Consider the following 22,010-nt stretch of genomic DNA (forward strand, 5'->3'; position numbering starts at 1 on the left):
CCATATATGGAAGGCCGCTGCTTTTAAATAGAAGAAGCTAAATATGAAAGCTTCAATTCAGGAAAAATTAGTTTAAAAGCGATGCCAGCTTTTGCTCCAACTCCGGTCCCCTCAACCCTTTGGCAATGATCTTGCCCTCCGGATCAACTAGCACTGTTTGCGGGATGGCCGTAACGTTATAGAGTTGTGCCGCACTGCTCTCCCAGCCTTTCAGATCGGATACGTGGGGCCAGGTAAGCTTATCTTTATCAATGGCCTGCAGCCACTTCTCCCGCGACTGATCCAGGGAAACGCCGAATATCTCGAAACCAGCCCCCTTGTCTTTGTAGGCATTGTACATTTTCACCACATTCGGGTTCTCTTTGCGGCACGGTCCGCACCAGCTTGCCCAAAAGTCGATCAGCACGTATTTCCCGCGCAAGGAGGATAGTTTTTTGGTTCCCCCGTCTGGCGTTGGCAAGGAGATATCCGGTGCAGTTTGCCCGATTGCCGTGCTCTTGAATGGCTTCAGGCGCTCGTTCAGAAGAATCGTGTACTTCGACTCCGGCAGGTTCTTATTGAAAAGCGTGGCCATGCTGTCTGCAAAAGCAAAGTCGTTGGTGGGGTCAATCAGGCTGGCAGTGCCGAAGGCGCCGACAACCGAGTTGGGGTGCTGTGCAATGAAGTTCTTCACTTGCTTCTGCATCACCACATACTCCTGCCGCACCGCCTCAGCTTCCTCATTGTTACCCTCCTGCATCGCCTTGTTAAAGCGCTGTTCGAGCTCCGATTGCTTCAGGCGGGTTTCGTTTACGAGCTTGTTTAGCTCCAGGAAAATTTTTGTGTCCTCAGAGCCTTCCACTTTTGCGGTACCGTTGATGTCTTTCGCATCGGCTTCCACGTTTATCTCGCCTTCGTCCAGAACCAGCATGAGGCCATTCTGCTGATCGAGCGTGATGCGGTAAAACGTTGGCTCCGTGATGGTGCCATTAAACTGGAACGACCCGTCCTGCGAAATCTGGGCCGTGTCACGGGCCACAAACTGCACCTCGCCTAACTCATACAGGTAAATCGGTCCTTCGGAGGCATTGCTCAGCTTGCCCTTGATGGTATAGTTATCACCGCCGTTAGAGGCGGTTTTGTTTCCCTGGCAGCTGGCCAGTATGGCAGCAGCTGAAGCAACAGCTGCTATGTTTTTCCAATTCATACGGTATAATTTATGCATTCAGACTTTCCCGTAGCAATTTATTTGCCACTTTCGGATCAGCCTTTCCTTTAGTCTTTTTCATGATCTCCCCCATGAACATACCGATCAGGGACTGCTTGCCAGCTTTGTACTCTGCTACTTTCGCCGGGTTGCCCGCAAGCACTTCATTTACAATCTGGCCCAGCTCCTCTGAATCAGCGGACTGCAGCAGGTTTTGCTCCTCAGCCACCTGCTGTGCCGTCGTTTCAGGGTGGTCCAACATATAGGGAAAGAGCTTTTTGGCTGCCACTGAATGGCTTACCTTATTCTCATCTACTAAAGCGATTATCTGCGCGATTTGTTCCGGGCTAAGCGGAAAGTCCCTGATATGCAGTTGCAGTTCGTTCAGGTAAGACTTCACCGGGCCCATCATCCAGTTAGAGGCCGCCTTGTAATTCGTGGTATCCTTGCAAAGCTCCTCGAAATACAGGGCAATCTCCTTTGCGTCTGTCAGCACGGCAGCGTCGTATTCAGGCAGGCCATATTCGCCCACAAAACGATTGTACAACTCCTGCGGGAGGCTCGGCATGCCTGCCCGGATGCCTTCCAACCAATCCTGCTCGATGATCAGCGGCGGAAGGTCCGGCTCCGGGAAATAGCGGTAATCATTCAGTGTTTCCTTTGACCGCTGGGGAGTCGTAATACCTGTATTGGCGTCGTAGCCGCGCGTTTCTCCTTCTACTTTCTCCCCACGTTCCAGGATAGCGATCTGCCGCTCGATTTCGTGCTCGATGGCGCGTTGAACGTTGCGGAAGGAGTTCATGTTTTTCACCTCTACCTTGGTGCCATATATGGTAGAGCCTTGAAGCATCACCGACACGTTGGCATCGCAGCGCAGGGAGCCTTCCTCCATGTTGCCGTCGCAGATCTCGAGGTATTCCACTAACTTCTTGATCTCCGTCAGGTAATTATAAGCTTCCACCGAATCCCGGATGTCCGGCTCCGATACGATTTCGATCAGCGGCACGCCCGCCCGGTTCAGGTCCACCAGCGTTTCCACCTCGCCCGGCAGGTGCATGGATTTACCGGCGTCTTCCTCCATATGGATGCGGGTGATGCCGATGCGCTTTTCTTCGTTCTCGGCATTCTTCACCGTGAGGTGGCCGTGTGTGCAGACAGGAGTTTTGTCCTGTGTGATCTGGTATCCTTTCGGAAGGTCGGGGTAAAAGTAGTTTTTGCGGGCATAAACGTTGTAGCGCGTAATGTCGCAGTTGGTGGCTAGACCCATTTTCACGGCCATTTCCACCACTTTTTTGTTCACACGCGGCAGCGTGCCCGGGTGGCCCAGCGTAATGACACTGATGTTGGTGTTGGGCATCATCCCGTATTCTGTGGAGTCTGCGGCGTATGCCTTGCTCTCCGTCAGAAGCTGCGCGTGTACTTCCAGACCAATTACTGCCTGGTATTTATCTCTTATGTCTTTATCCATCTGTTATTTTACAGATTAAGCGTTCAACGACTTCTTTAATAATTCCAGCGCTTTTGCCGGCACAGCCTGCAGGCCGGCAGTGTCCTTGCCTCCTGCCGTGGCATAGAACGGCTGCCCGCCGCCACCGCCTTTGATCTCTTTCGCGAGCTCCCGCACCAACTGGGTAGCATTCAGGTTTTTATCAGCAACCACGTTATCGGAAAGCATCACCGCGATCTGCGGCTTACCATCAATCTCCGCTGCCAGCACCAGCACCAGGTTGTCCACCACCTGGCGTAAATCAAATGCCAGCTTCTTCAGGTAATCGGCATTGCTGACCTCCACCTGCCCGGCTACAAAGTTGACGCCGTCGAGCTGCTGCGCATTTTGGGCAAGTGTATCTTTCAGGCTCCCAAGCTGCTTCAGTTCATGTTGCTCCAGTTGCTTCTGCAGCGCTTTATAATCCTCCTGCAGCCTATGAACCGCTCCGGATACATTGCTTTGGGTGCTCACGACTTCGCGCACAGCGTGCAGCTCATTAAGCTGCTGTTGCACGTAGTCTTCGGCCACGGCAGCCGTCACGGCCTCGATGCGGCGTACCCCTGCTGCTACTGAGCTCTCGGATACGATTTTGAAATAGCCGATCTCGCCGGTGTTGTAGACATGCGTGCCTCCGCAAAGCTCCACCGAATGCTCCCGGTCAAAAGCAATCACGCGCACGAACTCACCGTATTTCTCCCCAAATAAAGCCATGGCACCCATGTCTTTCGCTTCGGCAATGGGTGTATTGCGCTGCTCTTCCAGCGGAATGCTCTGGCGGACGCGCTCGTTCACGATATGCTCCACCTCGCGCAGCTGGGCCTCTTCTACTTTGGCGAAATGGGAGAAGTCGAAACGCAAGAGCTTTTCGTTTACCAGCGAGCCGCGCTGCTGCACATGGTCGCCTAATACTTTCCGTAAGGCGGCGTGCAGCAAATGCGTAGCAGAATGATTTTTACGGATATAATTGCGCCGCTCAATATCGATGTTGCTACGGAAGGCTGCCTCCAAATTTTTCGGCAGCTTAGACGTGATATGCAGAATCAGGTCGTTTTCCTTTTTCGTGTCCAGCACCTCGATCTGCTCGGTTTCCGATAGCAGGTAGCCGGTGTCGCCTACCTGGCCGCCGCTCTCGGCATAGAAGGGCGTCTGGTCCAGCACCAGGTGATACTCGCTCTTGTTCTTGGTCTTCACCTGGCGGTAGCGCACGATATGGGAATCCGCTGTATTGCAGTCGTAGCCGACAAACTCGTTCACCACGTCTGGCTGCAGGATCACCCAGTCGCTTTGCTCAGTGGCCGAGGCGTTGCGGGAGCGGTTTTTCTGCTGCTCCATTTCCACTCCGAAACCAGCTTCGTCTACCTTCCAACCATGTTCTCTTGCAATTAATGCAGTGAGATCGAGTGGGAATCCGAAAGTATCATATAATTCAAATGCCTCACGCCCATTTATCAACTTCATAGTACCCTCAGCTTTTCTTGCGTGAAGAAAGTTCAGGTTAGAGTCGTCACCTTCTGGCATATAGTCTATCTCCTGCGTGGCATAAAAAGACTTTTGACTAATAATGCCACTAATTCTTTTGAGTCCATTATCCAAAGTACGCAGGAAAGCGTTCTCCTCCTCCTCTATCACGCGTTGCACGAAGCTCAGCTGCTGCTTCAGTTCCGGGAACACGTGCGCCATCTGGTCGGCCAGCACGGCGGCCAGTTTATATAGAAAAGGTTTCTTGAAATCAAGGAACGTGAAGCCGTAGCGCACCGCGCGGCGCAGGATGCGGCGTATTACGTAGCCAGCTTTATTGTTAGACGGCAGCTGTCCGTCGGTAATGGCAAAGGAAATGGCGCGTATATGATCGGCCATCACGCGAATGGCGATGTCCGTTTTCTCGTTTTCGCCATATACAACGCCGGCTTCTTTGGCGATGTATTGGATCAGCGGCTGGAAAACGTCGGTGTCGTAGTTGGAGCGCTTCTTCTGAATGGCCATGCACAAACGCTCGAAGCCCATGCCCGTATCCACATGCTGCGCAGGTAGTTTCACCAGCGAGCCATCGGCCAGGCGGTTAAACTCCATGAACACGTTGTTCCATATCTCCACCACCTGCGGGTGATCGTTGTTCACCAGGTCTTTGCCGGGCACCTGCGCAATCTCTTCTTCGGAGCGCAGGTCTATATGGATTTCGGAGCAGGGGCCGCACGGACCGGTATCGCCCATCTCCCAGAAATTGTCTTTCTTGGAGCCGTAGAGAATGCGATCCTCGGAGATCATGGTTTTCCATATCTCAAAGGCCTCCTGGTCTTTCTCCAGGTTATCTTTTTCATCACCCTGAAAGACAGACACATATAGCCTGTCTTTCGGCAGCTGGTACACCTCTGTCAGCAGTTCCCAGGCCCACTGCAGCGCTTCCTTCTTGAAGTAGTCTCCAAACGACCAGTTACCCAGCATCTCGAACATCGTGTGGTGGTAGGTGTCGTAGCCAACTTCTTCCAGGTCGTTGTGCTTGCCGCTCACGCGCAGGCATTTTTGCGTGTCCGCAATGCGCTTGTAGGGTGCTGGTTTGTTGCCCAGAAAATAGTCCTTGAAGGGAGCCATACCCGAGTTGATAAACATCAGGGTAGGATCGTCTTTCACCACGAGCGGCGCAGAAGGCACGATCTGGTGTTGCTTGGAAGCGAAGAAGTCGAAAAACTTCTGCCTGATTTCAGCTGAATTCATGTATGAGTATTAAGCCTTTAGATATTGAGCGCTATACTTGTTGTTTAATAACAAAAAATATCGAATTTTTGTCAGACAAAACCCCGCTTGCAGGTGCAGCCTGGAAGCCTCAATAGAGGCAAAAGTAGCACTTTTTAAGCGTAATCAGTAGCATCCGCCTTAAATTTAGTGGGGCGGCCGCACAACATATAGCAAAAAAACTATGCCTTATAAAGAAAGAGAAATCGAGAAGCAATACTACACCATTGGCGAGGTGGCGGCCCAGTTTGACGTGGCCCCGTCACTTATCCGGTTCTGGGAGACTGAGTTTGAGCAGCTTAAACCAAAAAAAAACAAGAAGGGTAACCGCCAGTACACACCCAAAGACATTGAGACGCTGCGCTCCGTCTACCACCTGGTGAAGGAGCGCGGCTACACCATTCAAGGGGCCAAAGAAGTGTTGAAAAACAAGTCGGTGCAGACAAAGGACAAGATCGAAATCATTGAGTCGCTGGAGAAAGTGAAGGCTTTCCTGCAGGGAATCAAGAGCCAATTGAACACAAAAGGCTGATTGCGCCGTAAGCGGCTACCATGGAAGAGGAGCAGAAACTATATGAGGTAGCGATTACCCGGCTGCCTGGAATCGGCGCGCAGCTGACGCGCCAGCTGGTGAGTTACTGCGGTTCCCCGAAAGCTGTTTTTGCCGCTCCTCCAGGCAAGCTTCTGAAAATCCCCGGTATCGGGAACAGCAACGCCCGGAATATATTAGATGGTGCGAAAGCAGCGCTGCTGCAGGCAGAACAAATCCTGCGGCAGGCAGAAGAACTGCAGGTACAGCTGCTTTTCTACACCTCTCCGAAATACCCCGACCGCCTGAAACAAATTGCCGACGCACCGATCCTCTTGTACTTCCGCGGAAACGGCAACCTGAACCAGAAGCGCATTGTCAGCATTGTAGGCACGAGACAGGCTTCTTCTTACGGCCAGACAGTGACAGAGCGGATTGTAGAAGACCTGAAGCCGCTTAATGTTATGGTGGTCAGCGGATTGGCCTACGGCATCGATATCCTGGCGCACAGGGCAGCGCTGCAGGCTGGCCTTCCCACCATCGGGGTAATGGCCAGCGGACCGGAGGTCATATATCCCGCCGTGCACCGGAAATATGCCGAGCGTATGCTCACGCAGGGAGGCCTGCTGACGGAGAGCGTTTTCGGCACGAAGCCGGATGCCCCGCGTTTCCCTGCCCGCAACCGCATTATCGCCGGCATGTCGGACTGCACTATCGTGGTGGAAGCGGCCCTGAAAAGCGGTACGCTCATAACGGCCGACATTGCCCATAGCTATGACAAAGAGGTAATGGCGGTGCCTGGAAATATCTCGTCCCCTGTTTCAGAAGGGCCAAACTTCCTGATCAAGTCAATGAAAGCCGCTGCCTATACGTGTGCGCAGGATCTGGTGGAGCTGCTGAACTGGGACCTGGAAGATGCCGCACTTGCAAAGTCAAAATCCAAGGCTCCATTTTTTGATCCGGCGGAGTTTAACACGGATGAGTTGAAAGTACTGCAGGTGCTGCAGCAGAGCCGGGAGGAGCAAATGGACAACCTCAGTTGGAAGGCGCAGGTGCCAGTCAGCTTATTAGCCTCTGTGCTCCTGGGCCTGGAGTTTAAAGGCGTGGTGAAAGCCATGCCGGGCAAAAAGTTTATGCTGCTGGTTTAGGAAGATCTTCTTTTCCTGCTGATCAACAGGTATATATAACTTATTCCTTAAAGCGTTTTACAGGCTGTGTTTACGGTCTGCAATTACTTTATCGAACTCCCACTCAACCCGCGCCTTGAAGGGATGCCGGCGTACTTCACAGCTTTGCAATTTGGTGCAAACAGAGCAGGAGGTCTCAATGCAAGGGTCAGTGTGGATGAACAGCTCGATGCTCGGGTCGATTTTCTCACGAATTACTTTGCCCACTGCCTCTACTTCATCGTGCGCCTCCAGCACGTTCAGGTACCACGGCACCGTCAGATGGCAATCAATGTGCAGGGTAGAACCGTATTTAATAACACGCAGGTTGTGAATGTCAATCCAGTTCTCGCGGCGGTTCTCGTTGAGCACTTTCACGATTTCTTTCAACAGCGCGTAGTCAGCTTCATCCATAATGCCGGCTACGGAAGCGCGTAGGATACGCATCCCCGTCACACAGATTATCCCGCCAAATAAGATGGCCACCAGGCTATCGAGCCATACCATGCCGGTCAGGTAAATCAGCACCAGGCCTACCAAAATACCGGCCGTGGAATAAGCATCGGACATCAGGTGCCTTCCGCCTGCCTCCAGCACCATCGACTTCGACTTTTTCCCTTTCCGGGAGGTGCTCAAGCCAACAGCATAATTGATTACCCCGGATATGGCAATGAGTAAAATACCTATGTCCAGCTTTTCGAGCGGGACAGGTTCAATCAGGTTGTAAATTGATTTAATGATGATGATGCCGCCCGCCACGATGATCAACGACCCTTCGAGGGTAGCAGCTATGAATTCTATTTTACCGTGGCCGTAGGGATGGTTCTCGTCGCGTGGGCGCGCAGATAATAGGAGGCTGTATAATGAAAAGCCTCCGGCCACCACGTTGATAATGGACTCCAACGCATCGGTCAGGATAGCGTTGGAATTCGTCAGGAAGAAGGCGACAAACTTTGAAAGCAGCAGCAGCACCCCCACCGCCACCACCATAACCTGCAGCCTAATGTTTTCACTCTGATTCTTGATTTTCCCGAACACGTTGCCTTATCTCCTGAAAGTAAACCTAATGATGCGCAAACACTGCCATCAGGAAGCATTTGAGGGTAACAAAGGTAACAGAATAGGTTTGGAATTTCTATCTCGAAAAAGCGCAGACAGATAAACGATGACTAATTCGGTGAGGAAATGCATTTATTGGAAAGGCCATACGTGCTGCTGTTCTGAGGGGCAACAAGGCAAGAAATTTATATATACCATATATAAATTTCCAATTACATGGCAGAGCCGGATTTCTAACGATCCTTTTTAACTGATCATGTCGCTGAGGTCGAGCCAGTTCGGGTTCATGGACTCGATGAGGCGTTGCACATTGTCATCCCCCCCTTTCAGGATTTCCTGCTCGCGGTTGCGCGCTATTTCCTCCCTTTCATAATGCTCGTAATAAACTAGTCGCGGTTTTTCCTTCACAACAGTCATATTTTGGGAGGCGGGTTCTTTGCTAATTTCCTGAAGCTGCTTTTGTAGATCTCCTGCAACGCCCACCTTCAGGTTGTCGCTGGCCGGGCTGCCGAATATATACACGTAGTAGTGCGGGGATGATATTTGCATGTTTCTTTCTTTTCAATGCAGGCGCCATCCTGCCAAGCTTGTTGTTCGGCAGCACCTGTTACATTCAACGCTGGTGTTATGAGCTTATTGCAGGCTAACGAAACGGACGCTTTTTAAGTTTAATCAGAACCACCTGCTACTACCGCAAAATTAAAACTTGTATCTGCGCATGTTAGATTTTGCCGCCAATAAATTGTTACTGTCAGTAAAATCCCGCCATGACCTAGCAGGTATGATGCACTTGTGGCATGGTGAGTCTATTTTTCCATTAAATTGTTATTATACAAGTGATAATGGTTACGAATGCGCCCTTAATTTGGGTATAAAATTGCCAATAACCGATGAATCTATATGTAAAAGTTAAACTTGAAAAAAACAGCAAAGATGCCTCTAAACCCCAAACTACTGAAAGTGCTGGAAAAGATATACGAGCCGCAGGAGCGGTATGATCAGAGAATGCTTGGCAAGGACACGACGTTTATCACGAATGAGCGGGGAGAGCCGGTGACATTGTATATTGGCAAGCGACGGGAGGACGGCAGCATTGCCGGTGAGCGATATGTGCGCAGCATCGTGCGGGTGCCCGGTAGCTTTGAGATTGAGAAGAGCCACTGGGAGAACAAAGGCAAAGTTACCCGAAGCTAAAGCAGGCTATAGCTCTTCCAGGTCAAAGTCCCTGCCCTTGCCATACCGGACCAGGTCGTGCAGCAGGTAGATATCCAGGGTGTTGAGGTCCTTCACCCGGTATATCCCATCCTCCGGCATTTCCACCACCTGAAAATCAAATGATTCGCCATAGTTGGTGAGCCGGTACTTCTTTCCTCTCCGGAGGTTGTCCATGGATATTGCCATCGCTGCTGCCTTCCTTTTGTTGATTTCAGCAAATATACGGGTTGCCTGACTGAAAGAACAGCTCAATATGAATATATAGCCGCAACTGCAAATAAGCTCAGAAGCCGTATCTTTGCTTAGCAAGTGGCACTGGAGATTATATATGAGGATGCGCAGTATGTGGCGATCAACAAGCCAAATGGTTTGCTGGTGCACCGCACGCGCATAGCCGAGGAGAAAAAAGAGTTCGCCCTGCAACTGCTGCGCGATCAGTTAGGGTACCGTCTGTATGCCGTGCATCGCCTCGACCGCGGCACGTCTGGTGTGCTCCTCTTCGCGAAATCGCCTGAGGCAGCGGCTCAATTTACAAAAGTGTTTGAGGAGCGCCAACCGGATAAAACCTATTTTGCCGTTGTGCGCGGTTTCGCGCCCGAGGCAGGCACCATTGACAGCGCCATCCGCCCCGACAAAGACCACCAGCACAAGGAACCACAACTAGCAGTTACCCACTTCAGCCGGCTGGCCACTGTCGAATTGCCCATCCCTGTCGGCCCCTACCAAACCGCACGCTACAGCCTGGTGAAAATTAAACCCGAGACGGGTCGGATGCATCAGATCCGGAAGCACTTTGCCCATATCCGGCATTATATAGTAGGCGACAAGCGCCACGGTGACTGGCGCCACAACCGGATGTTTTTAGAGGAACTGAACAGCCCGCACCTGCTGCTGCACGCCGCGGCACTTACGATCAAACAACCTTTCACGGGGGAAATAATACAGTTAAAGGCACAGATGCCCCAGAACATGCGCCGCCTTTACCTGCAGTTCGGGTGGGACCCGGAACTGGCCGCTCAGGAGGCGATGCCATAGGCTATCGGTTTTGCTGCCTACTGTTGAATTACATATGGAGCACGCGCCTCACCATCTCCACCTGCGTGCGTGCTACCATGTCGTTGTGGGGGTCAGCATTCAGCACCATCAGCAGGTAAGCCATCGGTGACAGGCGCCAATCCTGCACCACCTTGCCGTTTTGCGAGCGGAAAACAACCTTGAAGTTCTCCTGGAGGGGCAGGTGCATGCTGTGGCACACTTCTGTGGCGCGCTTGACAGCCTGACCCAGTTCGCTCATGTTTTCGCAGCCGCGCTGCTCTAACAGGTCTGAGGCGTAGCAGGTAAGCTGCCTGTCTGCCAGGCTGTCTATAAAATCATCCAGCCGACTATATGTTCTGTTTTGCTCAATGGTCACTAACATAGGCACTGTGCTTTAAGCTTTAAATATTGGGAGGGCGCTGCTACACCGCCTTTGCCTGCCTGATGTCCCGCAGTTTCTCCAGCAGTTGCCGCTCTTCTGCGCTCAGGTGGGTTGGCAGGGATACTTCTATTTTTACGTAAAGGTCGCCGAATTGGTCTGCTTTGCCATAAACAGGCATGCCTTTGCCGCGCAGCCGCAGTGACTTGCCTGGCTGGGTGCCGGCTGGAATGGTCAGTTTGACTTGTCCGCTCAGGGTGTTCACCTGGGCATGCCCTCCCAGAATGGCTGTGTACATGTTCACGGGAAGGCTGGTGTACAGGTCATCGCCCCGGCGCTCAAACCGCGGATCGGGCAGCACCCGCACATTTATATATAGATCGCCGCTGGTGCCGCCGCCTGTGGCCTGCCCTCCCTTGCCCTTGATGCGGAGCTGCTGCCCGTCGGCCACGCCAGGTTTGGTGCTGATGCGCAGCTGCTGGTTGTGGAGGTTGATGAGCCGGGAAGTACCGCTGTAGGCCTCCTGCAGCGTGAGCTCCAACTCAGCCTGGTAATCCTGGCCTTTGCGGGCCTGGCTCCTGCCCCTGCCTGCCTGCCCGAACCCAGCGCCGCCTGCGCCGCCGCCGCCAAAAAACTGTTGGAAAAAGTCAGAGAAGCCGCCTCCTCCACCTCCGCCGCCGAATATATCACTGAAGTCTCCCTCGTAATAACCACCGCCGGGCTGGCCGTAATATTGACCTCCGCCTCCCGCACCTGCATTCTGAAACTGCCGCCAGTTGGCGCCTAACTGGTCGTATTGCTGGCGCTTGTCTTTGTCGCCCAGCACTTCGTAGGCCTCACTGATATCTTTAAACTTAGCTTCTGATGCTTTATCTCCTTTGTTTTTGTCAGGGTGATACTTTTTGGCCAAACTGCGGTAAGCCTTCTTTATCTCAGCTTGCGAAGCAGTTTTATCTACCCCAAGTATGGTATAATAGTCCTTGTATTCCATTTGGTAGATGCTTATGATTTAAAAAGCGAACATTGTTAGTGATTTAACGAGATCAGCTAGTTGAAGTTAACATGAAATCGTACCCAAAAAAGAAGCACCGCATGTGGGCGGTGCTTCGGATATATATGGATTACTTGCTGATGCTTATATGGTGTCTGTAACAACCAGCAAGGCGTAGATTATACCCGGAACCCAGAACAGCAGGGTCAGGATAATGCTGATCCAGAACGAGGTGCCGATGCCGTCGTGCAAAAACACCGCCAATGGCGGTAGCAGGACCGCCAGGATAATCTCGACGATGTTGGCACCCCCGCCATTCTGGCGGAAAGCTTCTTTCATTTCTCTTTTCAGCTCCTTTTTCTCTGCTTTAGACATGTCAGCAAGGCGTTCGTTCGCCATCGCCAGGGCTTCTGCCTCCGCCACGGTTATCTCCCGCTTCTCAAGCGAAAGGGTTGTTTTTTCCGTAGGAGCCTTCACTATCCCGGCAGATTTTTTCTGGACAACAGCCGGTGCCGGTGTAGCAATGCTCGCCTCTAATGCAGGAGCGGCAGGCGCAGCCACTTCGTCGGTAATGGGCACCGCTACAGCCGCCATGGTGGGAGCGGGCGCTGTTGTGGCAGGCGCTGCTTCCGGAGCAGGTTTTTCCTTGTGTGTGTTGTAGGCTTCCGGCTTAGTGGCTGAAAAGCGGTAGTACTCTGCCGAGCTACAGGAAAATAGCATCTGGCCCATTAACAGCACTACAACAAAGTGTAGTAAATTTTTAACTCTCATAGTTGTGGTTTTTAAATGAAAAGATCATGATTAGGGGTGAGAACACTTATACTGCCTGCCACACATCTCTCCTCCACTATATAAGGGCGCTTTCACTTCTGTACAATACTTCTTATGCCTTGTTTTTGTTATCAGATTTACCTGTTTACTTTTTTTCAGGCAGGATTATCTTTTTCCCGGTCACGGTAGGGCTGCAGGGTTTGCTGCAGGCTTTGCTTTATAAGCTGTTTTAAGTGAGCCCACTGCTGCGGATCCCCCAAAGGAAATTTCTGGTTCACCTCCAGTTCAATGCCCATATACTGGCGGTCGTTAAACTTTCGGCGCAGGTATGTCGGAAAACCGTCTGAAATACCCAGGTAGGGATAATTATACCTGACGAGCACATCAGGGTCAAGTTGATGCAATTGCTGTTTCCAGGCACGGCAGAAGGCTTGCTCGGAGCTACGACTGGGGTCGTAGAGCAGCCCGATATCACCTATACGCTCCTCTTCATGCAACACAGGCGTAAAGGTATGCACCGCAATGTGCAGCACCTGCCTGCCGGCCATCACAAAGTCATGCACGAGGCTTTCCACCCGTTCGCGGTACGGTTTGTAATGCTCCTTGAGGATCTGCTGCTTCTCCTGTTCCGGTAATTTCCTGGTAATGGACGAGAACAGCTGCTTGTGGTGCAAAGACCTGTTCAGTTCTACCAGCAGGCGCGTGGTGTCGGCTAAAAATGATTTCTGCGCCAGGTCCTCCAACTCCAGGTAGAGGTCTTTTGCCCCGATGTCGTACCCTTCGTGCGAGGCAAGTAAAGCTTGGTGTTCTTCAAATAAAGGGTTATAGGCGGCGGGAACATTGTTTCCACCGTGTTCACAGGTTAGTAAGAGTCTTAACATGGTTTATCGTGTAGGAAGATACCACCTTTTTGCAGGCAAACCGCCAGTTGCCGGTATACTTCTTGTATTTTCTGCTCAGCCGGGTTTTCGCCGGTTGCTTCCAGTATACGTTTCGCTAAATTGCCACGGGAGGTAATGGTGTGGAGGATATAGGCTACTGCAGGATCGTCTTCCAGTTCCGGTGTTTCCCGTATCAGGTGCTGCCAGATCTCCCCGACCGTCTTGCTCCCGGACCCACGAAGCCCAAAGCAATGCAGGAGGCCCGGGTCTGTAACAACCGCCTGCTGCCCTTCCCGAATCACATCCAGCAGGATGCCGGCGAGCATGTCCTCCTTAAACTCCTTGAGGTGCCGCAGTGCAACCCAGCGCTCCGCAACCAGCACCTGCAGCACGCCCGCCACCGCCCGTAGCACTGCTATATCCGCCGCAGGGCTCTCCTGGATGTCGAGCAGGCGGATTTCAATGGCATTCCGGCTGAAGCGTGCGATCGCGCCTCGGGAATTCAGGAATTCATCCTGCAGTATTCCATCTGTATCATAGGGGGCCACGGCTTTAAATATAGGCTGGAAGATCTGCTCATCGTATTCCTTTTTCGTGAACACGGCTTCCGGTATTATCTTGCCCGCTATCGCCGGAATCCTGTCCTGGTTATGGCGGTATACGTCCAGCCGCGTGTCCTGTAGCCCCGTCACTTTTCCGTCCAGTATGGGGGAAGAGGCACTGAGGGCCGGGATGAGCGGCAGCAGCACCCGGATGGCTGCGTGCAGTTTCCCAAATTCCGCATCATCCGCGAACGGCAGGTTCAGGTGCGTGCTCTGGAGGTTGGCCCAGCCGTGCCCGCGGCAGTCGAAAATGCGGTTATAGGCTTCATACACGGTATTATAGTCGTGCGGCCAGAGCCTAGTGTCCGTGTAGGGGTTCATCAGCGGATGCGCCCCGGTCGGCAGCAGCATGCCGTTGTATTTCAGCAGCATCTCATTAATCTTCCGCACATGCCACTGAAATTTGCTTTCCAACCCTTTCAGGGTATCAGCGGGGCCATTTGTTTTTAATTCCACCACGTGCAGCACCAGTTCGTTGCTCCAGGCTATATCCCCGAATTCCACATCCGACAGGTAGGCGCCCACCTCATCATATATGAGCATGTCAGTGATCGGGAGCACCCGCAGGTCATCACGCTGCACAATCATATATTCTAACTCTACGCCAAAGCCCTCGAACAGGTGTAGCGGCTGGTGGTGCTCATTCATCGATGCGGATGTTTTTGTTGGTGTTTATTCGTCGTTTAATGGATTTGATGATAGTGGCATAAAGCTCCTTTTTCAGGATGGTGTCCTCCACACCGGCATCTATGCTGGGGTTGTCGTTTACCTCAATCACGTAGGCTTTGCCGTTGATCTCCTTCAGGTCTACCCCGTACAGGCCGTCGCCGATCAAGTTAGCGGCTTTTAGCGCCGTATGCAACACATGAAAAGGGACCTGCTCGAATGGCACCACCTCCCCGTCGCCCTCCTCGTCCTGTTTTCTCTTGCCGTTCCAGTTATAGATCTGCCAGTGCCCTTTTGCCATGAAATACTTGCAGGCATACAGTGGCTGCTTGTCCAGCACTCCGATGCGCCAGTCAAAATCTGTGGGTATATACTCCTGCCCGATAATCAGCTCTGAATCCGCCAGCAACAGGTCCAGTTCCTTTTTCAGGCTTTCCGCGTCCTTCGCTTTCACCACGCCCTGCGAGAAAGAACTGTCCGGTTTTTTGAGCACGCAGGGCAGCCCAAGCTCCGCCTCCACCCGTTCCCGGTTGTCCTTGTGGATGATCATGGTTTTCGGCACTGGCACCTTGGCTTTTAGCAGTAACTCGGCAAGGTACACTTTGTTCGTGCAACGCAGAATGGACACAGGGTCGTCGATCACGACAAGCCCGTCGGCATGCGCCTTGCGGGAAAAACGGTAAGTATGATGGTTTACCGCCGTCGTCTCCCGGATAAAAAGGGCATCAAACTCGGCCAGCCGGCGGTAATCGTCCTTGGTGATCAGTTCGGTGTAAAAGCCCTGGCACTCGGCCGCGTCCACAAAATTCTGAATGGCTTTCTCATTGGATGGCGGCGCTTTCTCGTGCGGGTCCACCAGGATCGCCAGATCATATACCCTCCGTGTGACGCGGGCACCCGAAAAGCGGTGGCGCGCAAAATAGGTCTTGGCAAAGCGCTTCAGGTCCGGCCGGTGGCTTTCCGGCACCTCATTAACCGGAATTGGCGAGATGCTCTGTAGCACCCACTCCTCCTTCAGCACAAATTGCGCACGCAGCAGAGGAGCCTGAAAAAGGTCGTGCAGCTGCTTGCACAGCTTTTCGTACTTCAGGGCCACATTGTGCCCGAAATAGATGCTGAGGGTGAAAGAGTTGGAGCGAAGCCCGGCCAGGCTTTTCTGGATCAGGTCATTGATCTCCACCGTTATCGCCCGCACGATGGTGGGGCTTTTAAGGTCCTGCATGGTCGTGACGCTCGGGATGGCTTTATGGCCACGCGCCTCCGCCAGCAGCGACACATAATAGCCGGCGCTCTGGTAACGGTACGACCGGCTGAGGTTAAACACCCTCGCGTTCTTTATATCGGTGTAAGCTGCGTCTGTGAGGTAGGATTGCGTGTCTACCACTTCCGTGCCTTCCGTTGCCTCATCCCAATCTTTGGGATGATCGACAACAACAATTTTTCGCATGTTCTATTTTTGCTCAGTTTCTTTTTGAATGGCAGGTTGTATGGCCAGCAGGTTAGCATCGAAGGTGGCCATGCCCAGCATGATGGAGTTGATCAAGTGGGAGGCTTTCACCTCGTAGTAATTGTCCCCGAAATAGGGATTCTCCCGGTAAGGGTCCGCGACCACAACGCTTCGCTGGTCTTCGGCGAAACCGCAGAGCACCACGAAGTGCCCCATCGGGAAACCGTGCACATCATCGTATATGGATTTGTCCAGTTCATCTACCATTTCGCGGGCACTCTGGTAGAGGTAGGTGGCGCTGAGTCCGGTAAGCAGCGGGATATCGCGGTCAAAATACTCGCGCAGCATCGTCTTGGTCAGGTCGCGGCAGCGAAGCTCGCCGCCGAGCTGCAGAAAATCGATGTACGCGTTGGAGGCCCGGTGAAGCTTGCTGCCTTTCTTGACATCCATCTGCTGCTCCAGTTTTTCGATGATTTCCTCGTTACTGAGGATGAACCAGGTCGGGTCAAAGATATGGAGATTGTAGGTGTAGATCCGGGCACGGTAGCCCCGTCGAAGCGCATGGCAGGCCAGCAGCACTTCCAGTGTCCCCCCTTCGTCCAGGTAAGGAACCTCCTTAATCACCTCGCTGAGTGAGATCGGATCTTTGAAATATCGGTATACGGCATGCAGGCTGGTGGGCCCGCAGGTGGAGTCGTCTGGCTGCGTGTGGATCTTGATTGGTATCACGTCTGTTAGCGCTCGTTATGCAAGGTGCTGCAATGTGCCCTTTATACGCGCACGATGCTAATTGTTATTTTGTTATTCCAAGATAAATGTTGCGCAGGTTCCGGGTGTATGTGGCATATCTCTTGCACATTCACTGGCTATTGAGAATTAAATTGATTAAATTCATTAAGAAAAAGCAGGAGCACTTATATGAAGAGGATCATAAAAGATAAGGAAAGGCAAAAAATAGCCCTTGCCCTGTGCGCCGTGTTTGTGATCATTATTGTGGCAAACTGGTGGGTAAGTTGCAGCATGACGCAGGTGAGCAGCCAGTTTGCATCGGTGTACCACGACAGGCTGGTGCCTGCCCTGGATATTGCCGCCATGCAGGAGCGCTACTATCAGAACAGGATGCTGCTGGAAGAGCACCTGCAGGAAGAGGATCCTGTGCAGGAGCAGCGTATCGAGGAAAGCCTGCAGCAGCATATCCGGGAGATAGACTCCTTATCCGCGAAATACGAGGCGACTTACCTGACAAACCAGGAAACAAAGGATTTGGAGCAATACAAGCATGCGGTGAAGCGGCTTACTGCGGCGCAGGCGCGGTTTATAGAACTCAGCAGCGGGGACAATAAATCAGCTGCCGCCGATTTATATGAAGCGGAGGTAGTGCCTGCTTTTAACCAACTGCTGATGCCCATGCACGCGCTCAGCAAACTGCAGCAGGATGTGGGGCACGAATTATATGCTTCCGCAGAAAGACAGCTTCATTCCCTGAAAATGCTTGCCTCCCTGGTGGTCGCTTGTGCGGTGATACTGGCTTTGCTGGTAGGGGTTCTGTTGCAGACTAACCGCCACAAAATCAGGATAAAGCCCCAGCAGTTTCATCTGAATTAAGCCAGGAGCTCCTGGTAGGCGCTTTTCACCCGCTCGAAGTTGAACTGCGCCAGCGCCTGCTGCATCAGCTCCGCGATTTTATCATTGCACAGGTTGCCGATGCTGCCCTCGTGCGTGTGCGCGACTTCCGCTGCCGGGGAGAAGGTCCCTTCCTCGATCTGAGCGCCCACAACCTTGTAAGCGTCCCGGAAAGGCATTCCCTGCAGCACTAGCGCATTCACCGCATCCACACTGAACAGGTACTGGTACTTTTCGTCATCCAGTATATTTTCACGCACCTGTACCTGCGCCAGCATATAGGTCATCATCTCCAGGCAACGCTGGATATCCTCCAGGGCCGGGAACAGGTTTTCCTTTAGCAGCTGTAGGTCGCGGTGGTAGCCGGAGGGCAGGTTGATGAGCAGCATGGAAATCTCGTTTGGCAGTGCCTGCAGCTTGTTGCACCGGCCGCGCAGCAACTCAAACACGTCCGGGTTTTTTTTGTGCGGCATGATGCTGGAGCCGGTGGTGAGGTTGTCAGGAAGCGTAATAAAGCCGAAGTTCTGGTTCATGTACAGGCACAGGTCCATGGCCATCCTGGCTACCGTGGCAGCCACCGAGGCAATGGCCGTCGCCACTACCCGCTCGGATTTGCCGCGGCCCATCTGTGCATAGACCACATTGTAGTTCATGGATTCAAAGCCCAGCAGGTCTGTCGTCATCTGCCGGTTGAGCGGGAAGGAGGAACCATATCCGGCTGCGGAGCCCAGCGGGTTTTTGTCGGCTATTTTATAGGCGGCGTGCAGCAGGTGCATGTCGTCCACGAGGCTTTCGGCGTAAGCGCCGAACCACAGGCCGAACGATGAGGGCATCGCTACCTGCAGGTGCGTGTAGCCTGGCAACAATACATCTTTATACCGTTCGCTTTGCTGTTGCAGCATATCGAACATGCCTTTCACGCCTTCCACTGTGGTTTGCAACTGGTGGCGGAAGAACAGTTTCAGGTCGAGCAGCACCTGGTCGTTGCGGGAGCGGCCACTGTGGATCTTCTTGCCCGCGTCCCCCACGCGACGCGTAAGTTCCAGCTCCACCTGCGAATGGATATCCTCCACACCCGCCTCGATGGCAAAAGCTCCTGCCTCGATGTCTTTATATATAAGTTTCAGATGCTGCTGCAACACCTCCAGTTCCTCTGGCGTCAGCAAGCCGATGCGCTCCAGCATGCGCGTGTGCGCCAGCGAGCCTAGTACATCGAAAGGGGCCAGCTGCAGATCCAGCTCCGCATCCTTGCCCACCGTAAACGTTTCTATTTCAGCGGCCGTGCCGGAAGTTTTCTGCCAGAGTTTCATATATAGATTTGAAGATGTGGAAATTTTAAGATTTGAAAATGTGATAATGTGAGGATGTGCGAAGGCTACTGATGCTTATATATGACTGCGATATATGGCTATGGCCAAAAAACAATTTGATAATACAGCAAAGTAACCATTAAGCAATCAGCAATTGAAAATCACATCACCTGCTCCAGTAATTTTATATATAAGTTGATGCCTTCCTCTATTTCATACAGGTATATATACTCATCTGCCATATGGGAGCGGCCTGAGAAACCCGGTCCCATCTTCAGGGACGGAACAGGCAGCAAAGCCTGGTCGGAGGTAGTGGGAGAGCCGTATGATTGGCGGCCCAGTCTCAAGCCTGACTGCACCAGCGGGTGTTCCATGGGGATAGACGATGGTTTCAGGCGCATGGAGCGTGGTTTGACCTCTGCTTTAACGTGCTGCCTTATTACCTCCAGTACCTGCTCCATGCTGTATTTGTCGGTGAGGCGCACATCCACGGTAAACCGGCAGTTATCCGGCACCACATTGTGCTGCGTGCCTGCCTGCACCATTGTCACGCTCATCTTAACTGGTCCCAGGTGCTCCGACTCCTCGGGAAAGCGGAAGTTCCTGAACCATTCTATATCAGGCAGCGCCTCATAGATGGCATTCAGGCCTTCTTCCCGTGCTGCGTGTCCTGCTTTTCCCTTCGCCACGCAATCCAGCACCAGTAGCCCCTTCTCCGCCACGGCCAGGTGCATTTCGGTCGGCTCGCCCACAATGGCGGCCTCCAGATGCCCCAGTTGCGGCAGTATATACTCAATGCCGTTTCTGCCTGAAATCTCCTCTTCCGCCGTCGCCGCCAGAAGAAGGTTATAGGCCAGATCCTCCCGCTCATAAAAATAAAGAAACGTAACAATTAATGAAACCAGGCATCCCCCGGCATCATTGCTGCCCAGGCCAAACAGCTTGCCGTCTTCCAGAGTGGCCGCAAACGGATCGCGCGTCCAGCCCGGGTTTGGCTTTACGGTGTCGTGGTGCGAGTTGAGCAGCAGGGTTGGCTTGGCTGCATTGTAATGTCTGTTAAAAGCCCACACATTATTCAGCGAGCGGTGCGCTTCCACGTTGTGCTTTGCAAGGAACTGCGCGATCAGATCGCCTGTCTTATCTTCTTCTTTGCTGAAGGAAGGGGTTTCAATCAATGATTTCAGCAGCTCTACGGCTTCCTCGTAAAGTTTCCGGTCCTTCATGCTCCTTAGTTATTTCTCTTTGTGGTAAAGCTGCTCCGCCTTAAGGGAAGATGTTTTGATGCCTTTGATCATGGCAGAGCTGAAGCCATGGTGCTCCATTTCATTCAGGCCGGCAATGGTGCACCCTTTCGGAGAAGTCACTTTGTCGATTTCGTTCTCCGGGTGGCTCTGAAAGTAAAGCAGCAGCGAGGCGGCGCCTTTGGCCGTTTGTGCCGCCATCCGCAACGCATCCGCCGCATGAAAACCTATTTCGGTGCCGCCCTGTGTGGCCGCCCGGATGGAACGCAGGAAAAAAGCTATCCCGCAGGCACAGAGTGCCGTGGCCGAAGTCATCAGCTCTTCCTCTATCTCTACCGTTTCGCCTACCGCCTCAAAAATCTCCTGCACCAACGCCCGGTTCTCCTCCGATGCCTTGCTGCCCGCAATGCAGGTCATCGACTCCCGGATGGCGATGGCGGTGTTGGGCATGGCCCGGATTACCTGCACCTCCTGTCCGACACGCTGCACAATGTCCTCTACCATCACCCCTGTCACGATGGAAACAAACAGGTGACGCGCGGGGTCAATGCTGGGCGCGATGGTGTCCAGCACATTGTCCAGCTGCTGCGGCAGGATACTCAGGATGATGATGTCTGCACCCGCAACCGCTTCGGCATTGTCGGTGGTTACCTGAAAACCTTCCTTTTCCATGCTTTCCAGGTACCGGAGATTTCGGCGGGTAAGGGTGATATCGGCAGGTATGTATTTCCCGGAAGCAACCATGCCCTTGGCCAGTGCCGTGCCCATGTTGCCGCCGCCAAGGATGGCTACTTTTTTCTTTTCTGAACTCATATTGGTTGGTGCGTTTAAAAATTTCCCGCCAGATGCAGGAGCAAAGGCTTAAACAATGTAACAAGCTATATATAAGCTATAAGGTAATCAGCGTTCCAGCCTTCCCTCCTGCTGCCATCCGGCTAACGGCGGCGGCATCTCCTATCTGTACCGCCCGCACGCCCTGCTCGAGCGCGGCAAAGGCATTATCCAGTTTCGGGATCATGCCCAGCGATACCACCCCTGTGTCCTTCAGCTCCTTATATAAGGTTTTGTTGATCTCCGGAATAACAGAATTGTCGTCTTCTGCATCCTGCAGAACGCCCATTTTCTCAAAGCAGTAGAACAGCTTTACCTCGTAATGCGGCGCCAGTGCAGTGGCCAGGACGGAGGCAATGGTGTCCGCATTCGTGTTCAGCATGCTGCCGTCTCCGTCGTGCGTTAAGGGTGCGAAAACAGGCGTAAGGTCAAGCGAAAGCAAACCCTGTATGGTGGCCGCATTGATATTCTTTGACCCTGCCACGTCTCCTGCATAGCCATAATCCACTTCCCGCACCGGCCGCTTCTGGGCATATATGGCATTGCCATCAGCACCTGTCATGCCAATGGCATTGCACCCCAGCGCCTGTAACTGCGCCACGACCTGCTTGTTGATAAGCCCGCCGTAAACCATTGTCACCAGCTCCAGCGTCTCAGCATCGGTGATACGACGCCCCTCCACCATTTTTGGTGTTATGCCCAGCCGCTGCCCGATGGAAGAGGCGATTTTACCGCCACCGTGCACCAGGATCTTGGCGCCACTCACCGAGGCGAAGTCGCTCAGAAAGCGGTGCAGTTGCGTGGGGTTGTCCAGTATATTGCCCCCTATCTTAATGATATTCAGCTCTTGCATAAGGAA

22 protein-coding genes are annotated in these 22,010 nt (G+C 52.8%); 5 read left to right on the forward strand and 17 right to left on the reverse strand.

Features of this window, described 5'->3' with window-relative positions:
- Nucleotides 1-67: 67 nt before the first annotated feature.
- From ABD920_RS05280 to alaS, 3 genes are read right to left on the reverse strand one after another with little or no spacing between them, the layout of a single operon-like run.
- On the reverse strand, nt 68-1,186 hold the full coding sequence (locus ABD920_RS05280; RefSeq protein WP_345157315.1) for a redoxin domain-containing protein: 1,119 nt from the start codon (nt 1,184-1,186) through the stop codon (nt 68-70).
- Between the two features lie 10 nt (nt 1,187-1,196).
- Entirely contained in the window at nt 1,197-2,654 is a 1,458-nt protein-coding gene (gatB, locus tag ABD920_RS05285; protein WP_345157317.1) for an Asp-tRNA(Asn)/Glu-tRNA(Gln) amidotransferase subunit GatB, read from the reverse strand.
- Between the two features lie 15 nt (nt 2,655-2,669).
- Complete coding sequence (gene alaS / locus ABD920_RS05290) at nt 2,670-5,387, reverse strand: alanine--tRNA ligase (RefSeq protein WP_345157319.1); 2,718 nt, start codon at nt 5,385-5,387, stop codon at nt 2,670-2,672.
- 202 nt (nt 5,388-5,589) lie between these two features.
- On the opposite strand from alaS, the gene ABD920_RS05295 reads away from it, so the two are divergent.
- Nucleotides 5,590-5,937 (forward strand): MerR family transcriptional regulator, encoded by a 348-nt coding sequence (locus ABD920_RS05295; protein ID WP_345157320.1) that lies wholly within the window; start codon nt 5,590-5,592, stop codon nt 5,935-5,937.
- Between the two features lie 20 nt (nt 5,938-5,957).
- The gene (dprA, locus tag ABD920_RS05300; RefSeq protein ID WP_345157322.1) at nt 5,958-7,082 is read left to right on the forward strand and encodes a DNA-processing protein DprA; all 1,125 of its coding nucleotides are present in this window, start codon (nt 5,958-5,960) and stop codon (nt 7,080-7,082) included.
- A 57-nt stretch (nt 7,083-7,139) separates the two neighbouring features.
- On the opposite strand, the gene ABD920_RS05305 is transcribed toward dprA, so the two are convergent.
- Entirely contained in the window at nt 7,140-8,138 is a 999-nt protein-coding gene (locus tag ABD920_RS05305) for a cation diffusion facilitator family transporter (protein WP_345157323.1), read from the reverse strand.
- 267 nt (nt 8,139-8,405) lie between these two features.
- The gene (locus ABD920_RS05310) at nt 8,406-8,708 is read right to left on the reverse strand and encodes a GIY-YIG nuclease family protein (RefSeq protein ID WP_345157324.1); all 303 of its coding nucleotides are present in this window, start codon (nt 8,706-8,708) and stop codon (nt 8,406-8,408) included.
- A 384-nt stretch (nt 8,709-9,092) separates the two neighbouring features.
- Between ABD920_RS05310 and ABD920_RS05315 the strand changes: the two genes are divergently transcribed.
- Nucleotides 9,093-9,353, forward strand: coding sequence for a hypothetical protein (locus tag ABD920_RS05315; protein ID WP_345157325.1), 261 nt, complete (start codon nt 9,093-9,095; stop codon nt 9,351-9,353).
- Nucleotides 9,354-9,359: 6 nt separating this feature from the next.
- Here ABD920_RS05315 and ABD920_RS05320 read toward each other — a convergent pair whose 3' ends face one another.
- On the reverse strand, nt 9,360-9,560 hold the full coding sequence (locus tag ABD920_RS05320; RefSeq protein ID WP_345157326.1) for a hypothetical protein: 201 nt from the start codon (nt 9,558-9,560) through the stop codon (nt 9,360-9,362).
- A gap of 123 nt (nt 9,561-9,683) precedes the next feature.
- On the opposite strand from ABD920_RS05320, the gene ABD920_RS05325 reads away from it, so the two are divergent.
- Entirely contained in the window at nt 9,684-10,409 is a 726-nt protein-coding gene (locus tag ABD920_RS05325) for a pseudouridine synthase (protein WP_345157327.1), read from the forward strand.
- 28 nt (nt 10,410-10,437) lie between these two features.
- Here the strand turns inward: ABD920_RS05325 and ABD920_RS05330 are convergent, their stop codons facing one another.
- The 7 genes from ABD920_RS05330 to ABD920_RS05360 all read right to left on the reverse strand — a co-directional run bounded on the left by ABD920_RS05330 (nt 10,438) and on the right by ABD920_RS05360 (nt 16,875).
- On the reverse strand, nt 10,438-10,791 hold the full coding sequence (locus ABD920_RS05330; RefSeq protein WP_345157328.1) for a hypothetical protein: 354 nt from the start codon (nt 10,789-10,791) through the stop codon (nt 10,438-10,440).
- A 40-nt stretch (nt 10,792-10,831) separates the two neighbouring features.
- Complete coding sequence (locus ABD920_RS05335; protein ID WP_345157329.1) at nt 10,832-11,779, reverse strand: DnaJ C-terminal domain-containing protein; 948 nt, start codon at nt 11,777-11,779, stop codon at nt 10,832-10,834.
- Nucleotides 11,780-11,923: 144 nt separating this feature from the next.
- Nucleotides 11,924-12,550 carry a YqaE/Pmp3 family membrane protein gene (locus tag ABD920_RS05340; RefSeq protein WP_345157330.1) on the reverse strand — a complete coding sequence of 209 codons (627 nt, stop codon included), beginning with the start codon at nt 12,548-12,550 and terminating at the stop codon, nt 11,924-11,926.
- Between the two features lie 155 nt (nt 12,551-12,705).
- Entirely contained in the window at nt 12,706-13,431 is a 726-nt protein-coding gene (locus ABD920_RS05345) for an N-formylglutamate amidohydrolase (RefSeq protein WP_345157332.1), read from the reverse strand.
- On the reverse strand, nt 13,425-14,681 hold the full coding sequence (locus ABD920_RS05350) for a carboxylate-amine ligase (protein WP_345157334.1): 1,257 nt from the start codon (nt 14,679-14,681) through the stop codon (nt 13,425-13,427). Before ABD920_RS05350 ends, ABD920_RS05345 begins: the two co-directional genes overlap by 7 nt.
- Nucleotides 14,674-16,146, reverse strand: a complete 1,473-nt coding sequence (locus ABD920_RS05355) for a RimK family protein (RefSeq protein ID WP_345157335.1) — start codon at nt 16,144-16,146, stop codon at nt 14,674-14,676. Before ABD920_RS05355 ends, ABD920_RS05350 begins: the two co-directional genes overlap by 8 nt.
- 3 nt (nt 16,147-16,149) lie before the next feature.
- The gene (locus ABD920_RS05360) at nt 16,150-16,875 is read right to left on the reverse strand and encodes a C39 family peptidase (protein ID WP_345157336.1); all 726 of its coding nucleotides are present in this window, start codon (nt 16,873-16,875) and stop codon (nt 16,150-16,152) included.
- Between the two features lie 189 nt (nt 16,876-17,064).
- On the opposite strand from ABD920_RS05360, the gene ABD920_RS05365 reads away from it, so the two are divergent.
- Complete coding sequence (locus ABD920_RS05365; RefSeq protein WP_345157338.1) at nt 17,065-17,751, forward strand: MCP four helix bundle domain-containing protein; 687 nt, start codon at nt 17,065-17,067, stop codon at nt 17,749-17,751.
- Here ABD920_RS05365 and argH read toward each other — a convergent pair.
- The 4 genes from argH to argB all read right to left on the reverse strand — a co-directional run bounded on the left by argH (nt 17,748) and on the right by argB (nt 22,004).
- The gene (gene argH, locus ABD920_RS05370; protein WP_345157339.1) at nt 17,748-19,079 is read right to left on the reverse strand and encodes an argininosuccinate lyase; all 1,332 of its coding nucleotides are present in this window, start codon (nt 19,077-19,079) and stop codon (nt 17,748-17,750) included. The two genes, ABD920_RS05365 and argH, sit on opposite strands and share 4 nt — an antisense overlap.
- 161 nt (nt 19,080-19,240) lie before the next feature.
- The gene (locus ABD920_RS05375) at nt 19,241-20,302 is read right to left on the reverse strand and encodes a M20 family metallo-hydrolase (protein ID WP_345157341.1); all 1,062 of its coding nucleotides are present in this window, start codon (nt 20,300-20,302) and stop codon (nt 19,241-19,243) included.
- Between the two features lie 9 nt (nt 20,303-20,311).
- Nucleotides 20,312-21,133 carry a pyrroline-5-carboxylate reductase gene (gene proC / locus ABD920_RS05380; RefSeq protein WP_345157342.1) on the reverse strand — a complete coding sequence of 274 codons (822 nt, stop codon included), beginning with the start codon at nt 21,131-21,133 and terminating at the stop codon, nt 20,312-20,314.
- A gap of 76 nt (nt 21,134-21,209) precedes the next feature.
- The gene (gene argB, locus ABD920_RS05385) at nt 21,210-22,004 is read right to left on the reverse strand and encodes an acetylglutamate kinase (protein WP_345157344.1); all 795 of its coding nucleotides are present in this window, start codon (nt 22,002-22,004) and stop codon (nt 21,210-21,212) included.
- Nucleotides 22,005-22,010: the final 6 nt, after the last annotated feature.

The sequence above is a fragment of the Pontibacter saemangeumensis genome, from assembly GCF_039541895.1.
GTDB classification, from domain to species: Bacteria; Bacteroidota; Bacteroidia; order Cytophagales; family Hymenobacteraceae; genus Pontibacter; species Pontibacter saemangeumensis.

Coding starts and splice junctions, on each gene's coding strand:
- ABD920_RS05350 (WP_345157334.1), bottom strand. CDS start 14,681: ATGAATGAGCACCACCAGCCGCTACACCTGTTCGAGGGCTTTGGCGTA.
- ABD920_RS05330 (WP_345157328.1), bottom strand. CDS start 10,791: ATGTTAGTGACCATTGAGCAAAACAGAACATATAGTCGGCTGGATGAT.
- ABD920_RS05365 (WP_345157338.1), top strand. CDS start 17,065: ATGAAGAGGATCATAAAAGATAAGGAAAGGCAAAAAATAGCCCTTGCC.
- ABD920_RS05320 (WP_345157326.1), bottom strand. CDS start 9,560: ATGGCAATATCCATGGACAACCTCCGGAGAGGAAAGAAGTACCGGCTC.
- ABD920_RS05345 (WP_345157332.1), bottom strand. CDS start 13,431: ATGTTAAGACTCTTACTAACCTGTGAACACGGTGGAAACAATGTTCCC.
- argH (WP_345157339.1), bottom strand. CDS start 19,079: ATGAAACTCTGGCAGAAAACTTCCGGCACGGCCGCTGAAATAGAAACG.
- ABD920_RS05375 (WP_345157341.1), bottom strand. CDS start 20,302: ATGAAGGACCGGAAACTTTACGAGGAAGCCGTAGAGCTGCTGAAATCA.
- dprA (WP_345157322.1), top strand. CDS start 5,958: ATGGAAGAGGAGCAGAAACTATATGAGGTAGCGATTACCCGGCTGCCT.
- ABD920_RS05340 (WP_345157330.1), bottom strand. CDS start 12,550: ATGAGAGTTAAAAATTTACTACACTTTGTTGTAGTGCTGTTAATGGGC.
- ABD920_RS05295 (WP_345157320.1), top strand. CDS start 5,590: ATGCCTTATAAAGAAAGAGAAATCGAGAAGCAATACTACACCATTGGC.
- alaS (WP_345157319.1), bottom strand. CDS start 5,387: ATGAATTCAGCTGAAATCAGGCAGAAGTTTTTCGACTTCTTCGCTTCC.
- ABD920_RS05355 (WP_345157335.1), bottom strand. CDS start 16,146: ATGCGAAAAATTGTTGTTGTCGATCATCCCAAAGATTGGGATGAGGCA.
- proC (WP_345157342.1), bottom strand. CDS start 21,133: ATGAGTTCAGAAAAGAAAAAAGTAGCCATCCTTGGCGGCGGCAACATG.
- ABD920_RS05315 (WP_345157325.1), top strand. CDS start 9,093: ATGCCTCTAAACCCCAAACTACTGAAAGTGCTGGAAAAGATATACGAG.
- ABD920_RS05335 (WP_345157329.1), bottom strand. CDS start 11,779: ATGGAATACAAGGACTATTATACCATACTTGGGGTAGATAAAACTGCT.
- gatB (WP_345157317.1), bottom strand. CDS start 2,654: ATGGATAAAGACATAAGAGATAAATACCAGGCAGTAATTGGTCTGGAA.
- argB (WP_345157344.1), bottom strand. CDS start 22,004: ATGCAAGAGCTGAATATCATTAAGATAGGGGGCAATATACTGGACAAC.
- ABD920_RS05310 (WP_345157324.1), bottom strand. CDS start 8,708: ATGCAAATATCATCCCCGCACTACTACGTGTATATATTCGGCAGCCCG.
- ABD920_RS05280 (WP_345157315.1), bottom strand. CDS start 1,186: ATGAATTGGAAAAACATAGCAGCTGTTGCTTCAGCTGCTGCCATACTG.